The sequence below is a fragment of the Robbsia andropogonis genome, assembly GCF_034047095.1.
In the GTDB taxonomy this organism is placed as follows: Bacteria; Pseudomonadota; Gammaproteobacteria; order Burkholderiales; family Burkholderiaceae; genus Robbsia; species Robbsia andropogonis.
The window spans coordinates 502184-517010 of the sequence record NZ_CP139170.1; the positions used below are offsets into that span (position 1 = coordinate 502184).

Here is a 14827-nt window from a genome sequence, read left to right on the forward strand (position 1 = left end):
TGAAATCATTCCAAACCAATCGTCTCGATAATGCGGCTGTGATTCGTGTAGATACACATATCACCCGCTATCTTCAGCGATTTCTCGACGATGTCGCGCGGATTCAATTCCGTGTTTTCCGTCAAGGCGACCGCAGCGGCCTGGGCATAACTGCCACCTGAGCCTATGGCGCAGATTCCGTCCTCGGGATCGAGCACATCGCCGTTCCCGGTGATGACGAGCGTGGTTTCCGCATCGGCGGTAATCAGCATGGCCTCCAGGCGCCGCAGCATTCTGTCGGTGCGCCAGTCCTTGGCCAGTTCCACCGCGGCGCGTGTCAGGTGCCCCTGATGCTTCTCCAGTTTGGCTTCGAAGCGATCCAGCAGCGAGAAGGCGTCCGCTGTACCGCCGGCAAAGCCCACCAGCACCTTGCCGTGGTAAATCCGGCGGACCTTCCGCGCGGAGCCCTTCATCACGATATTGCCGAGCGTCACCTGGCCGTCGCCGCCCAAGGCGACCGATTTGCCGTCCTTGCTGCGCACCGAGACGATGGTCGTGCCGTGGTATTGCTCCATACGATTCCTCTAAAAGTCAGGGGGGCATCCGCACGGGACGGCGTCAACCGTTGCGGAAACGACGAACGCGGACGCTATTCGTTCTTATATGAGCGCGTACTGACAGAAATCAAGGTCGAAAGCGAAATTGCAGCGGCAACGGTAGGCGTGCGGCAAAAAACGGGTTTGGCGGGGGTGATTCAGGTAAATAGCCGCGACGTAATGGCGTCGGCAGCCGGGAGGATCGGAGCGGCGGCGTGGCGAGAGCGCCCGAAAGGGCATGGGGAAGCACACCGGTGCCGCAATGGCACGTATCGTCGGGGCGCCGGAGTCGGCAACCCGGCAGGAGTAGCCGCGGACAGCCTGTCCCGCCGCGGTGGCGGCGCAAGGACCCGGGCGCCCACAAGGCAAATCAGTCGCCGAACAGCTTTTGGCGCAATTCGCGGCGTTGCTGCGCTTCGAGCGACAGCGTAGCCGTCGGACGGGCAATCAGACGCGGTACGCCGATCGGCTCGCCCGTTTCCTCGCACCAGCCGTATTCGCCGCTTTCGATCCGCGCCAGCGATTGCTGCACCTTTTTGAGCAGTTTGCGCTCGCGGTCACGCGTGCGCAATTCCAGTGCGTGCTCTTCCTCGATGGTCGCGCGGTCTGCCGGGTCCGGCACGATCACGGTTTCACGGAGGTTTTCGGTCGTCTGGCCGGCGTTATGGAGGATTTCCGCCTGCAATTTTTCGAGCCGATCCCGGAAGAACGCGAGCTGCGCATCGTTCATATAATCCTTGTCGTCCGCGGCAAGGATTTCTTCTTCAGTCAAGATTCGTGTCGTCGTCATCTGGCGTACTGTCTTCGTGGCGGGAGGGGGCTCCCGACTGCTGCAAAACGGCTGTGCAGATCCGGGTGGCGCTATTGGGTCGATATGTCGTTTCTAGCGGCGAAGTATTGTAACTGAAACGTCGACCCGCTCCAGTGATTTGTCACTCAGGCGCGTTATCTTTTTCGATTCAGTGACATAGCGCGCGCGAGCGGCCTGCGAGTGAACCAGGGTCCGCAACCACTCCACGGCTGACGCCGGCAGCGGATGCGTCTTGTACACTAAGCACTCATGTAGTGTACGGCTTTACACCAAACAACGTTCCAAGCCATCCGTAATCAAATCCTGCGGCAAGTCTATACCGATGAAAACCATCTTGGAATGCTTCTTTTCAGACGGCAGCCAACGTGTGGCTAAATCGGTTCCCATCATCTGGTGGACGCCCTGGAATACTACCCGGCGGTCCACCCCCTTCATCCACAGCACGCCCTTGTAACGGAGTAATTGCTCGCCGTAGATCTGCAGGACGCCGCCTAGGAAGTCCTCCAGTTTCCGGGGGTCGAACGCCTTGTCGCTGCGGAACGCGAAGCTTTTGATCTTGTCGTCGTGGTGCGCATGATGATGATGGGCATGACCATGGTCGTGGCCGTGATCGTGCGCATGATCGTGATCATGTTCGCAATGGCCATGATCGTGGTCGCAATCGGCGTGATCGTGATCGTCTTCTTCCAGGAAAGCCGGGTCGATCTCCAGCTTGTCGTTCAGGTTGAAGCCGCGCAGATCGAAGATCTGCTTGATCGAGGCTTCACCGAAATTGACTTCGGCGATCGGCGCCCGGGGATTCATCTGTACCAGGCGATGCTTCAGCGCGTGCAGCACCTCGGTATCGACGAGATCCGCCTTTGTGATGAACAGGCGATCGGCAAATCCGACCTGGCGCTGCACCACTTCGTGCGTGTCCAACTGCTGGTTCGCATGCTTCGCGTCCACCAGCGTGATGACGGCGTCGAGCAGGAAATGCTCCGCCACCTTGTCATCCATGAAAAACGTCTGCGCGACCGGACCCGGATTCGCGAGACCCGTGGTTTCAATGACCACGCGGTCGAAATGAATCGCCTTGGACTTGCGGCGCTCGGCGAGATCCGTCAACGCATTCGCCAGATCACCGCGGATCGTGCAGCAGATGCAGCCATTGCTCATTTGCACGATCTGTTCGCCGGCGTCGCGAACCAGAATGTCGTTGTCGATATTCTCCTCGCCGAATTCATTTTCGATAACGGCGATTTTCATGCCGTGCGCATCGGACAGGATGCGATTCAGCAGCGTCGTCTTGCCGCTGCCGAGGAAACCGGTCAGGATGGTGACGGGAATCTGATTCATGATGATGCGTTGCCTCTATCGATACAGTTGAGTGCGCATCGCGATGCGGGGCACCCCGCATGCGGCGAATCGCCCATTGAAGCACAAAATGCGCCCAAGTGTCAGCGAGCCCCGCAGACCAGACTTTCAGTCTGGTTTTTTCCGTGCACGCGGGTGCGCGGCATCATATATTTTGGCTAAATACTGAAAATCAAGTGATGTATACACCTGCGTTGCGGCAATGCTCGCGTGCCCGAGCATTTCCTGCACCGCGCGAAGGTCGCCGCTGGATTGCAGCACATGCGTGGCAAATGAATGTCGCAACACGTGCGGATGCACATTCGTCGGAATGCCCGCGCGCAATGCGACGGCTTTGACGACGCGCCGCACTAGCGTGGGCGATACCCGCGCGCCGCGGGCCGACAGGAAGAGGGCGTTCGCGTCGTCCTTGACCCACTGCGTGCGGACCGCCAGCCAGTCTTGCAATGCTGCCAGCGCCTTGCTGCCAACCGGCACGGCTCGCCGTTTGCCGCCCTTGCCCGTCACGATGACTTCGGATTCGGGAAGATTGAGCCAACTGATCGACCGATAGCCCGGCGCTTCCGCGTATTGATGATCGAGACTGATCAACTCCGCCAGGCGCAGGCCAGACGAGTAGAGCAGTTCGAGTATGGCGCGGTCGCGCGCCTGCGTTTGCGGGTCTTCTGTCGATGGCACGGGGCTTCCGTCGCCCAGGGGCGTGGCGGCGGAAGCGGGGGCGGGGCGCCGTGCCCTGGCGCCCCGCGGGGTCGCGTCGGCCTCGGCGCCCCGCGGCCTGGATCCGGCGTGCGTCGTGATGGTGGTTGCGCCGTCAATGTCCGCCGGCGTGGCGGATTGCTTGGCGCGCGTCGCGCCGGGGGGCGGCACCGCCTGCATCAGGCGCGCGGCGTCATCGGCGGACAACGCTTTTGGCAACGTGTGGGCTTGCTTGGGTGCGCGGATGCCTTCGACTGGATTGAGGTGGAGGTCGCCGTCCAGCGCGCGCCATTTATAGAAGCCGCGCCATACGGACAGCAGATGTGCGATTGACCTCGGGTGCAGGCCACCGGCATGCGCACGAGACACGGCGCCGCGGATATCGGTTGGTATCAAGGTGCTGAGCAGCCTGCCGGCCGATAACGTCGCGAGTGCGTTCAACGCGTGCTGGTAACCCCGTAGCGTGTGTGGCGAATATTGGCGCTCGCGTGCCAGCATGGTCACATAGCTTTGCAACGCCGCCCGGTCCGACGGCGCGGCGGCGGCAAAAGGCGCTACCGGTTCAATGTCGACGCACGGCGGTGCGCCGGTCTCGGCCTTCGCCGTCGCGTCGACGTGGTCAGCGGACGTCGACACGGCTCAGCGCGGCGCTTGCGAGCGCGCCGATGCGGGACAGTAGATCGGTCGCCATCGCCGAGTGAAAGCGCTGCGGGTCGGGCGAGCCAAGCACGATCAGTCCGAATGCCTCGGTATCGGGGTCGACATAGCCGTCGGCATTCGGCACCCGCAGCGGAATCATCGCGATCGACGCAATGCCACCCGGCGCCATCGCCACTTCGCCGGGCGGGGTCGATAGCGGCGCGTCGGCGCTCCCATTTTGCGTCGCGGCCTCATTCGGCGCGATGCTGCGCAAAAGCGACCCTGATGGGGGGGGCCGATCCATCGCCTGGCGCGAGGCGTCATCCGCCGTCATTGCGCCACTGGTCGCCACAACGGGTTGCAGATAAGGACTCGTCGCCGGCACCGATGGCGCCGACGCCGGTGCGGCGGGCGCCACCGCATCGAGCCAGGCCGCCGCCGCGAACCCGGTGTTCTTGCCGCAATATGGCTTGCCTAGTCCGGTTGCGAATGCCCGGATCGTGTTGTCCACCGGTGCCGACCACCCGGCGGGCAGATGAAAACTGCTGTAACCGGTGACGGTACCATCCGCGGCAGGTGCATCGCCGGTGCCGCCAATGGGCTGGCGGGGGGCAGCGGTGCCGGACGTTCTGCCATCCGGTGCGTCGGCTCTGCTTGAGACGGCCTGCGACGAAAAAACCGGCCAGATACGCACAGCCACCGACGGCACGTCGAAGCCGGTACGCAATCCGTCGCGGACGATATCCGGCAACGTGTTTGCGTCGTCGGTCAGCAGTAATTGGCAGGCCAGGCGATCCAGCCGCGCCGCATAGCCGTCGTTTTCGTGCCCATAGCGGACCAGTTCGTTCAACCGTCGTTCCAACTGCCGGTTCTTCTCACGGACAATTTCGATCTGCCGTTGCGGGAGCGAAACAACACGCCCGCCGTGCGGATTCCCGAGTTGCTGCCGAGCGAGCACGTCCGGGTGTCGTTCAAGGAACTGCGGATTGGCAAGCAGGAAATCGGCGACGTCTGATTCGTTCATCGGCATACCAGGTTCAACATGGACTAGTCGGCGCGCACGGAGGACGCCGCGGCATCATCTGTATCGGCGTTGGCCGTCGCAACGGCATCGTGCGCGTCCGGAGCGGGTGTGAAGACATCAAGTTCAAGCTCGCCCTGGAATACGGTGACGGCGGGTCCGGCCATGAAGACGTGGGCATTCTGGACGTTCGGACCTTCCCAGCGGATGGTCAACCTGCCGCCGTGCGTAAGCACGGTAACCGGACTGTCCAGCAGCCCTCGCGAAATGCCCGCGACAACGGCGGCACAGGCCCCAGTACCACAGGCCAGCGTTTCGCCCGCACCGCGCTCGTAGACCCGCAGCCGGATCGAGCCCCGATCTATGATCTCCATGAATCCCGCATTGACGCGCTCAGGGAAGCGTGGATGGGATTCAATGACTGGCCCATCTTTTTCGACGGGCCAAGCCTCGACATCTTCCACCAATTGCACTGCATGTGGATTACCCATCGATACGACGGACAGTTCCGCCTCACGTCCATTGATCTCCACGGGCCACAACACATCGTGCACGGTCGGGCGCGCCAGCAGGTCCCGAATTTCGAACGGGACCTCGGCGGGGTGGCGTTCGGGCACGCCCATGTCCACCACCACGTCGCCATTCTCTTGCATCGTCAATACGATCACGCCGCGCCGCACCTGAACGCGAACCTGGTCCTTGTCCGTCAGGCCATGGTCTTTCACGAAGCGATAGAAGCATCGGGCACCGTTGCCACAATGCTCTACTTCGCCGCCGTCGCTATTGAAAATGCGATAGCGAAAATCCACGCCATCGATGGTCGGTTGTTCGACGAACAGAATCTGGTCCGCGCCCACGCCGAAATGCCGATCCGCGATGGCGCGAATTTGTGCCTCGGAGAGAGATAGCGCGTCGTGAGTCGCATCGAAAACGACAAAATCGTTTCCGGCGCCGTGCATCTTGCTGAAAGGCAGTTTCACGATGATGAGACGAAAAAGGAGCGAAAGACGAGTGGGATGGGCTGCATCGGTGGCGTGCCTGGTGCGATAGGAACGTCATCGACGTGCGATACCACGCAAGCATGGCCGAAATTACAGCCGATTCAGGAGATTGTACGCCAAACCACGCTGCGGGCGTGGCGCGTTGTCGGCAAACCTCGTCCTCTCGGTTAAATCGTTACAAGCACAATGAAGGGTCTCGTGGTGGTGCCTTACATTCAAGGTTGGTCAACGCGGGAAACTGACAACCATGCATCAGAACATACGCTCTCCGGGCACCGGGGCGCTGACGCGAACGTATCGGCCTGACACGGTGCGCCATCTATTTGGCGGACCACCGCCTCAGGAGGATATGGATGTCAGTCCCGAACAGCGTGTTGGCGCGGTGGATCGACAGTGGCATGACGCCTTGCGCGCCGCTGATCGCGAGAAATGGGATATTGGCGCGGTGCAGTCCAAGCAATGCCGTAAGTCCGATGAGCGGCGTGCGCCGCCAGCGCAGCCACATGCTCCCGTTGCGGCGTATCTGGCGCGCGTGCGGCGGCGCGTTCCAGCTAATCGAGACGTAGCGCCTTCGTCCACCACTACCGTATCGTATTTGGACGTGGTCTCCCAGGCAGTCCCACGAGAATGGCGCTTCCAAACGGAGTACAGCCTGACGGAAGTGTTGCGCGGTCTGAGCTCTTGCAGTGCGCCCTTTACGCACGCCGCGCAGATTGCTGACGATCTGTTCGCGGTATCCGAGCATCCGCGGTTCACGCCAGCGAACCGTGAAATGCTGCGCAAGATTGGCAGTATGACGGATCAACTCGCCGGATTGGCAACGAATGCTTTCCGCATGCAAAGCGTCTGCAAGATGTTTGGCATTGCAGCCAACCTCCTGGAAGGCAAGCCGATGTTGCCCGGCGATGTCATTGACATCAATACCTTGAGCCGCAGCCTGACCTCCATCGAGCGAATGGCATCTCCGCTGTATGCCGGTGGAAATGAAAAAAGCAAAGGCACGACCACTGGAGCTGAAGGATACACGGCACAGCTTGCGGGTAAAGCGCGGGAAGTCCATCCCGTGAAAACGCAGGGCAACGGTCTGGCTACCTGGGATAACGCAAACGTGCCGGACGTGGAAGCGGGAATCACATCATTGGATCTGTTCTATCGCGAACCAGGAGAGACGTTGCTGACCGCGCCGGTCGCTGGTGCCGAGGAGCCGCATGTGATCAATGATCCGGATGCCGAAGAACCGCCCTTCGACGACGAGCAAGTCGACGAGTCAGCGCATGAGGAGCATGAGGAGCATGAGGAGCATGAGGAGCATGAGGAGCATGAGGAGCATGAGGAGCATGAGGAGCATGAGGAGGAACCGAACGAGCCAAGCGTCGCTTCGTCCTATGGAGGGGAACGCGTACGGGGAGGCGCGCCTTTCGGACGAAACGATCCGTCATCATCCTTCGACGATGTGACGGACGTCGTCACGAGGGAGATGCAGGTCATGCGCCGTATCTCCGAAAGTGTTCGCCCTGCGGTCGTGCAATGGACCAGCGTGCAATCGGTCCCCATGCGTAGGGGCGTGGGCCCCAATCCGCAATGGGAAATGTTCTCTCTGATTGACTACGTTGCACATGGCGTAGATCCGCGTGGGCGGGCCGAAGGTGAGTTTTTTACTGAAAATGGCAAAACCTATCTTTTACTGTCGGGGTATGCGATCGCGGTGAGGGAGCTGCTTCCAGGGGAGTGGCGGGTTGTCGATAATCATTGGCACGCGGAGTCGTCGGGGCGTGCCGCAGACCGATTTCCCCCTTTGCCATTGCGCGAGGTTGCCGGTCGATGGGCGCTGGAACAACCGGCAATGCAGGACGTTCAGGCCGCGCACGATGCGCCCGTTGGCGACGACGGGTATATCCGGTATCAGGGGCGAAAATTCATTGAAATGAATGGCAAGCGGATAGAGACATCGCTCAGGCGTATCGATGGTGAATATGGGATTGCCGATTTCGCGCGCAACGTGCCCGACGCCCTGCCTGGTGCTGACGCAATGCAAATAATACGATTAGCCGATGGGACTTGCTGGATAGAAGGAGAACTCGGCTATTACCAGTTGCGCTTCGATCTCGACATTAGCGAGTTCTATGTAATCGCACCGGACCGTTCGTCGGCAGGAGCGCCGCCACGCCGCGCCTTGGTCGATTTCGATGTGCACCGGCATCGATGGACGGCTTATGTGGAACGACGAGAGGTTGGTTACGAAGATTTCCTGACCACGCGCTATTTGCAAGTAGAGGAGCGCTCGGAAGGCACTGACGAAGTCGAACCGGATAGGGGGGATGCAAGCGCACCGTCTTCCTTTGAGCAATCGCTTGGCGCACAAAGCTCGCCACGCGACCGCAGTGGGCATGACTCGTTGAGTCGATCGCCCTTTCCCCTTTACGTTTCCAGAGAAACGGGGCTCGAAAGGGAGTTTGCTTTATTTGGACACTATGCCAAGCATATAAAGCGCTTCCCATTTTTCTCATCGCGAAATCCACGCATGGCAGTCCAGATACGGCGCAAATTACGGCGGGCATTACGCGACACCTTCGATGGCTTGAAAGCGACATCGATGATTGCGGCAAACCGGATGGACGCGGATGTCAAAGCGGAATTAACGCCTTTGGTACTGGGGTTAAGGCGTCGGCTCATCGGCCTTTATCCATCGGCCGAGCGTTGGTACAGCATGACGATTCAGGAAAAACAGTTCGAAGTTGCGGAGATGGTACGCGTGGCTTATAAAAAAGCAGCGGCTGGCATGTGGCCTTGCCTTACTGGATATTGCAACGAAATTGCGGATGTGGTGTTGAGTTCGTTGACGAGGGTCAGGCCGAAGCTTCGTGAAAACTTGATGCAAGTGGCCTTGTACGATCGAAGCCCGGCACGAAATACACACGTCATGCTGGTCTATGCCGACGATCCTGCCTCGCTAAGTGTATTTGGCGATCTTGCGACGCGGGACGTTCGCATCCAACGGCTAAGGACTGAATTGAATGAGGCATTCTTCTACGATTGGTTGCTGGCGCATAAGGACGATGTTTTGGTGATCGATGCATGGGCGACAAACAAGCTGCTTGATATCAGTGAAGCGACTTCGGCCGCAGTGGTGCGCAATGAATTGCTGCCCAATCTAGTGGAAGCGGGATTTGACCCGCATTTTCGGCCGCCAAATTTTTATGCTAAAGCGGTATTGCCGCTGCGTCCACTTGACATGCCGAGACCAAAACGTGCGGTTGACAGCGACCGTGTATTACCTGCCGCGCACGCGTCGTGGGAGCTACTCGCGCAGTGGGCGGTGACGGGACAGATACCCCAGGGGGCGTCAGCCGCGGCATTGAGCGGCGATTTGCGCGCCGCCGGCGATATTCCCGCGCTGGATGGCTGGCGACGGACGCAATTTCGTACGCTGGCGGCGGAGATCGACATCGGTTCCCGAAATGGGACAGCGGTTCAAGGCATTGATCGCAGGAGGTTGAAGATAATCGGGCACGCGGCGCTGGCGCTGCTGGCGTTGCCTAAGCGGGCAGGTATCGCTACCACGAATGCCACTGAGGCCACTGATGCCACTGATGCTACTGATGCTACTGATGCCACTGATGCCATCGATCCCCAATTGCGTGCGTACAAGCCTGCCGTCGCCCCTGATGGGAATGATCATTCAGCGATTCCGTTTTTCGGCAACCTCACTCGCGTGTGGATGCCCGACGGTCTGTACTATGCCGTGAGAGAGATTACGCCTGGACGCATTTTCATAGTCGATCCAGACGAGAGTCCTTTTGGTCGACCCCCTTTGCCGCCAATTCCGCTCGAGCGGAATGGCGCATTGTGGCGCGTTGCTTCTCATCAACCACGTGGCAAGCGTGGCGCTTCCGCAATCGTGGACGGCTGAATCTCTTTAAACGGAATGCATCGTCGATGCAGAGCGGACTCAGAGACATATCGCAATCCATCATTCAGAAAAGGTCGTTCAAACGAAAATTGACGCCGACCGTAGCGGTACATGACAGACCTCATACATTAAATGTCTTTGCATCGACGTAATGTGACGTAGGCAAATAAGATCATCAGATGCGCCGAAATAAACACAATGGCAGCGGCGCATGTCGGCGAGGTTGGTCGAATGGTCGATAGCTTGGGGCTCGCTTTTCCGGCAGGCTTTTGTTGGTGGCGTGTATTCCTTACGTGAACGGTCGAGATGGCATGCGGGCTGCGGCATGACTGTTGTTCAACCGAAGCCGGTGCCTCCAGAGGCAGCCAAAAATAAAAAGCATTCCTTATAACCTTCGGTTAACTGACGCTCCGGCTTTGATTTCTATATTGTTATTCCGTGCACTACGGCTCCTTCATTGAATGGCGATAACGCAGCGGTTTTTGCAGTAAAGCCGATATTGGTGAGTGACGTTGAAAATTTTGTTATGCAAATTGAATGCGAAAGAGATTCAGAAATACCTGCATGGCAGGGAAATAGGAAAAAACTGTTAGGAGAGAACGGATGAGTGCAACGCAGATGGACATTGAAAACCAATACCCTATCCCGCTGTATCGTTTCAAGGTAACCGTCGGCGATCTTGGTGACATGGCCTTTGCAGGCGTTTCCGGCCTGGAATTGGCGTTCGACACGATCGAATATCGCGACGGTGCGGGGGGGTGGTTTCGGATGCCGGGTCAACGGCAAACTATTAATTTGACATTGCGGCGAGGGTTGTTCAAAGGCGATAAGAAGCTCTACGACTGGATTAACAGCATCACGCTGAATCGCGTGGAAAAGCGCGACATCTCGGTCAGCCTTACCAACGAGGTGGGAACAGAGATATTGGTGGCATGGAACGTAGCCAATGCGTTTCCGACCAAGCTCAGCGCGCCGAGTTTCGATGCGACAAGTAACGAGATTGCGGTGGCTGAGATGTCTTTGATGGCGGATCGGGTAACGATGTCAATGCCCTGACGCATTGCCTCAGTAATTTCGCCTCTGCCGCCGTGCAAATGCGGTGTGCCTTTGTAATATCGCTGAAAAAGCGTGCGCCACGTTGCGCGTTCGCGTGATGAAAAAAATATTTTTATTGAGGGAATATATGGATAAGTACTCGACGCCTGGCGTGTTTGTCGAAGAAGTAAAGAACCTGTCGCTTTCAATCGCAAGTGGTGAAACGGCGATCCCGGTCATTGCGGCATCTACTGAAGACTTTACGCTTTTAGAAGCGGGGGCGGGGATCGATTACTTTGAGGTGAACAGTTGGCTTGATGTTACCGCGCGCGCGGGCGGTAATGCGTCGGCGGTGCGCGTTGCAATGGCGAAGGTGGAAGCGGGGAACCCGGCATCGGGGCGTGAAATTGACGCGGTAACAGCGGCGGGCGAGACGTACATTGCGTTTGTAGCGACGCGCCAGTTGGGGCAGGCAGGCTGGGCGGAAACGGTTGAAAACGCCAAGAGCTTCGCTAAAGCGGCAGCGACGGAGGCGGCAGAGAAGTATTCTGTCAAAACCGTGGTAGAAATTGTGAGTGCCGCCAAATCGCATCCGTGGAGCTTAAAAAATTACATGGTCGGCGACGCTGACATTGTCACTTTCATATCAACAACGCTATCTTCCGAGCTAACTGCCGGTAAAGCATTCGCCTCGCCTGTATATATCGCGCGCAATGTTGTCGCCGCAGTTGAAAGGCAGTCGCTAAAAACTGCCAAAAATGACACCGTGGAGGAGGGTGAAAAGAGGTCTGAACTCGCCAAGTTGGAGGCGGAGATTCATAAATTCCTTTCGCCGTTCGCTGAAGCGCAGACAATGTCGGTTTTGGATAGCGCGAAATTTCTGATGCAGAAATACATCAACGCGTTTAACCAATCGATCGGCCTGAACGCCGCGACCGAGGATGGCATTGCAGATTTGAAAAAGACCATGCTCGGGCAGTCTTTGGAAGCGTTCTTCGTCAATGGCGGCGGTAGGGCCTATGTCTGCAAGGCAGACAGCGTGGGAACAGCTGTAGGTCTCTTATCCGACGTAACGTTGTTAGTCGAGGCAGGAGCGAACCTGAATAAACAGGTTGTCGCGCGAGTCTGCACCGAGAAAAGCGGAATTTTTGGTGTGCTTGATGCGAGAAATGTCCCGCCTTCCAGCGACGTCACTAGTGTTCTACCAACCGACATAGGCGAAAACGATAACGTTGCATTCTATTATCCATGGTTTAAATCGGCCTCGCAGCACGACACGGCTCCCAGCGCCGTGATGGCGGGCATTTACGCGAAAGTGGATGCCGAGCGAGGCGTGTGGAAGGCGCCGGCGAATGTAGCGGTTCAGGGCGTCGTGCCTAAATACGTCGTCACGGACAATCAACAAGCGAAACTGAATGACCACACGACGCCGATCAATGTTATCCGAAGCTTCGGCGCAGGCACGCCGCTGGTTTGGGGCGCACGGACTGGGAAAAAGGCGTCTCCGTTCCGCTATATCCCTGTGCGGCGACTGTTCAATGCCATGGAGCGCGACATCAAGAAGGCAATGAAACAAGCCGTGTTCGAGCCCAATACGTCTGCCACTTGGGAGAAAGTGCGCTCGGCCATCGACAACTATTTGCATGAGATTTGGCGCCAGGGCGGATTGATGGGCGAAAAGCCAGGCGACGCTTATCGTATCTCGATTGGAGAAGGCGTCACGATGACCGCCACGCAGATTCAACAGGGCCAGATGATCGCGGAAGTTGCCGTTGCTCCAACGCGTCCAGCAGAGTTTGTCGTTCTGCGCTTCAGCGAGAAGATGCAAAGCATTTGACGGATTGAAAGATTTTCTTTCTCTCAATATTTTTTTTATGATAAGTCATGCTAAATATACTGAATGTATAAATAGCAAAAATGACATGAAATATCGAAGCGGGATATTTTCGAAATTTTATAGCTGGAGTGATGTATGAGTGCTACGCAGGACGATATCGAAAATCAATACCCCATTCCACTTTATCGATTCAAGGTAACGGTAGGCGACCTGGGGGATATGGCGTTTGCCGCAGTGTCCGGTTTGGAGCTGGCCTTCGATACGATTGAGTACAGGGACGGTACCGGCGGCTGGTTTCGTATGCCCGGGCAGCGTCAAACCATCAACATGACATTGCGGCGCGGTCTCTTCAAGGGCGATAAGAAGTTATACGAATGGATCAACAGCATCTCTCTGAATCGCGTTGACAAGCGGGATATTTCGGTCAGCCTGACCAATGAAACTGGAACGGACGTGTTGGTGACGTGGAACGTGGCAAATGCGTTTCCAACCAAACTGAGTGCGCCTAGCTTTGATGCGACGAGTAACGAAATCGCCGTTGCGGAGCTGTCGTTAATGGCCGATCGACTGACTGTGCAGGTTGCAAACTGAGGCTTTTGGCAGCCAGTGCGACGACGATCGGTTTCGCGCATGCCATGCATGCTATTGCATGCATGTCCGTGTGACATTCGGGCACTGGGTCGATGAAGATGACATACCTTAAAGAGATGACGAGATAAGACATGACCAATTACAAGGTGCCCGGCGTATACGTCGAGGAAATGAAAAGCGTATCACTGAGCGTTACCAGTGGTGAGACTGCAATTCCGGTGTTTGCGGCGAAAAGTGAGGATTTTAAATATTTTAAAAAAGACGCAGACGGTGGGGATTCGTATTTCGAGGTTGAATCCTGGCTGGCTGTGGTGCACAGGGCGAACACTTTGGCGGATGGTGCGTTCCCCACCGCGATGACGGGCTCCGCTGCCGCGAGGACTGTCTTTGCGTCTTTGCTGTATAGGAGATTGCAAGCATATTTCGCAAACGGTGGCGGGCGTGCTTACGTGTGCGAGGCTTCTAAACTTGAGGCGGTTGTTCCCTGTTTGCCAGATGTTACGCTTTTGGTGCAGTCCGGCGTAGGAGATGAGTTGAAAGGGGGGCAACTCACATCCGTACTTAAAGAATCCGTCGGTCTCTTTGTTATCCTGGATGCCGGTAATGGCGCCATTGATATGGCTCCGATAACGAGAGAAAAGATAAATTCGGAGTTGACCATGTTGGGGCTGACGCCAGTAAAGAACGAAAGCGCCGCATTCTATTACCCCTGGTTCAAATACGGTCCCGATTCGAGCGCGCTCGTCCCACCTAGCGCGGTCATGGCGGGCATCTATGCAAAGGTCGATGGCGAGCGCGGCGTGTGGAAGGCCCCGGCAAACATCGCGGTGGAAGGCCTCAGTCTGGCGCGGGACGTGTCCGACCTGGATCAAGCTCAGCTGAACACCCATACGACCCCAGTGAACGTCATCCGTCGCTTTGGTAACGGTGCACCAACCGTATGGGGCGCCAGGGTAGCTGACAGCACCTCCGAACTGAAGTACGTGCCAGTACGCCGTCTATTCAACGCGTTGCAGCGTGATATCAAACGCGCGATGAAGCTGGCCGTGTTCGAGCCGAATACATCCGCCACGTGGGAAAAGGTCCGTTCTTCGATTGACAATTATCTGCACGAGATTTGGCGGCAGGGCGGTTTGATGGGCGTCAAGCCGGAAGACGCATACCGTATTTCGATCGGACGAGGCATTACGATGAGTGACGACGATATCAAGCAAGGGAAAATGATTGCCGAAGTCGCTGTAGCACCGGCCCGTCCGGCTGAGTTCATCATTCTGCGGTTCAGTGAAAAGCTGCAAAAGTCCTGACATTCAGCTCGAAAGCGTTGGAAAACGTGCGCTATCGAACGACACGTCGGT

At 57.5% G+C, this 14827-nt stretch carries 11 protein-coding genes; 5 read left to right on the top strand and 6 right to left on the bottom strand.

Annotated elements, in window-relative coordinates:
- Positions 1 to 5: 5 nt before the first annotated feature.
- From hslV to dapF, 6 genes are all read right to left on the bottom strand, one after another.
- A complete protein-coding gene (gene hslV, locus SJQ66_RS15830) occupies positions 6 to 554 on the bottom strand; it encodes an ATP-dependent protease subunit HslV (protein ID WP_024903434.1) in 549 nt (182 codons plus the stop codon).
- Between the two features lie 391 nt (positions 555 to 945).
- Positions 946 to 1365, bottom strand: a complete 420-nt coding sequence (gene dksA, locus SJQ66_RS15835; RefSeq protein WP_024903433.1) for an RNA polymerase-binding protein DksA — start codon at positions 1363 to 1365, stop codon at positions 946 to 948.
- A 285-nt stretch (positions 1366 to 1650) separates the two neighbouring features.
- Positions 1651 to 2724, bottom strand: coding sequence for a CobW family GTP-binding protein (locus SJQ66_RS15840; RefSeq protein WP_320534992.1), 1074 nt, complete (start codon positions 2722 to 2724; stop codon positions 1651 to 1653).
- Positions 2725 to 2850: 126 nt separating this feature from the next.
- Positions 2851 to 4074 (bottom strand): tyrosine recombinase XerC, encoded by a 1224-nt coding sequence (locus tag SJQ66_RS15845; RefSeq protein WP_082102420.1) that lies wholly within the window; start codon positions 4072 to 4074, stop codon positions 2851 to 2853.
- Positions 4058 to 5101: a DUF484 family protein gene (locus SJQ66_RS15850; RefSeq protein WP_320534993.1), complete on the bottom strand. Its 1044-nt coding sequence runs from the start codon at positions 5099 to 5101 to the stop codon at positions 4058 to 4060. The genes SJQ66_RS15845 and SJQ66_RS15850 overlap by 17 nt, the downstream gene beginning before the upstream one ends.
- A 23-nt stretch (positions 5102 to 5124) precedes the next feature.
- Positions 5125 to 6078: a diaminopimelate epimerase gene (dapF, locus tag SJQ66_RS15855; protein WP_024903429.1), complete on the bottom strand. Its 954-nt coding sequence runs from the start codon at positions 6076 to 6078 to the stop codon at positions 5125 to 5127.
- Positions 6079 to 6346: 268 nt separating this feature from the next.
- On the opposite strand from dapF, the gene SJQ66_RS15860 reads away from it, so the two are divergent.
- The 5 genes from SJQ66_RS15860 to SJQ66_RS15880 all read left to right on the top strand — a co-directional run bounded on the left by SJQ66_RS15860 (position 6347) and on the right by SJQ66_RS15880 (position 14776).
- Positions 6347 to 10009 carry a hypothetical protein gene (locus tag SJQ66_RS15860; RefSeq protein ID WP_320534994.1) on the top strand — a complete coding sequence of 1221 codons (3663 nt, stop codon included), beginning with the start codon at positions 6347 to 6349 and terminating at the stop codon, positions 10007 to 10009.
- Between the two features lie 603 nt (positions 10010 to 10612).
- Complete coding sequence (locus SJQ66_RS15865) at positions 10613 to 11065, top strand: phage tail protein (protein ID WP_024903427.1); 453 nt, start codon at positions 10613 to 10615, stop codon at positions 11063 to 11065.
- Between the two features lie 97 nt (positions 11066 to 11162).
- A complete protein-coding gene (locus tag SJQ66_RS15870) occupies positions 11163 to 12881 on the top strand; it encodes a phage tail sheath family protein (RefSeq protein ID WP_253463578.1) in 1719 nt (572 codons plus the stop codon).
- 135 nt (positions 12882 to 13016) lie between these two features.
- Complete coding sequence (locus tag SJQ66_RS15875) at positions 13017 to 13472, top strand: phage tail protein (RefSeq protein ID WP_024903425.1); 456 nt, start codon at positions 13017 to 13019, stop codon at positions 13470 to 13472.
- Between the two features lie 131 nt (positions 13473 to 13603).
- Complete coding sequence (locus SJQ66_RS15880) at positions 13604 to 14776, top strand: phage tail sheath family protein (protein ID WP_320534995.1); 1173 nt, start codon at positions 13604 to 13606, stop codon at positions 14774 to 14776.
- Positions 14777 to 14827 lie beyond the last annotated feature (51 nt).

Excerpts from the sequence above, each read along its gene's own strand:
- hslV (WP_024903434.1), bottom strand. The coding sequence starts at position 554 with ATGGAGCAATACCACGGCACGACCATCGTCTCGGTGCGCAGCAAGGAC.
- dksA (WP_024903433.1), bottom strand. The coding sequence starts at position 1,365 with ATGACGACGACACGAATCTTGACTGAAGAAGAAATCCTTGCCGCGGAC.
- SJQ66_RS15840 (WP_320534992.1), bottom strand. The coding sequence starts at position 2,724 with ATGAATCAGATTCCCGTCACCATCCTGACCGGTTTCCTCGGCAGCGGC.
- SJQ66_RS15850 (WP_320534993.1), bottom strand. The coding sequence starts at position 5,101 with ATGAACGAATCAGACGTCGCCGATTTCCTGCTTGCCAATCCGCAGTTC.
- SJQ66_RS15860 (WP_320534994.1), top strand. The coding sequence starts at position 6,347 with ATGCATCAGAACATACGCTCTCCGGGCACCGGGGCGCTGACGCGAACG.
- SJQ66_RS15865 (WP_024903427.1), top strand. The coding sequence starts at position 10,613 with ATGAGTGCAACGCAGATGGACATTGAAAACCAATACCCTATCCCGCTG.
- SJQ66_RS15870 (WP_253463578.1), top strand. The coding sequence starts at position 11,163 with ATGAAAAAAATATTTTTATTGAGGGAATATATGGATAAGTACTCGACG.
- SJQ66_RS15875 (WP_024903425.1), top strand. The coding sequence starts at position 13,017 with ATGAGTGCTACGCAGGACGATATCGAAAATCAATACCCCATTCCACTT.
- SJQ66_RS15880 (WP_320534995.1), top strand. The coding sequence starts at position 13,604 with ATGACCAATTACAAGGTGCCCGGCGTATACGTCGAGGAAATGAAAAGC.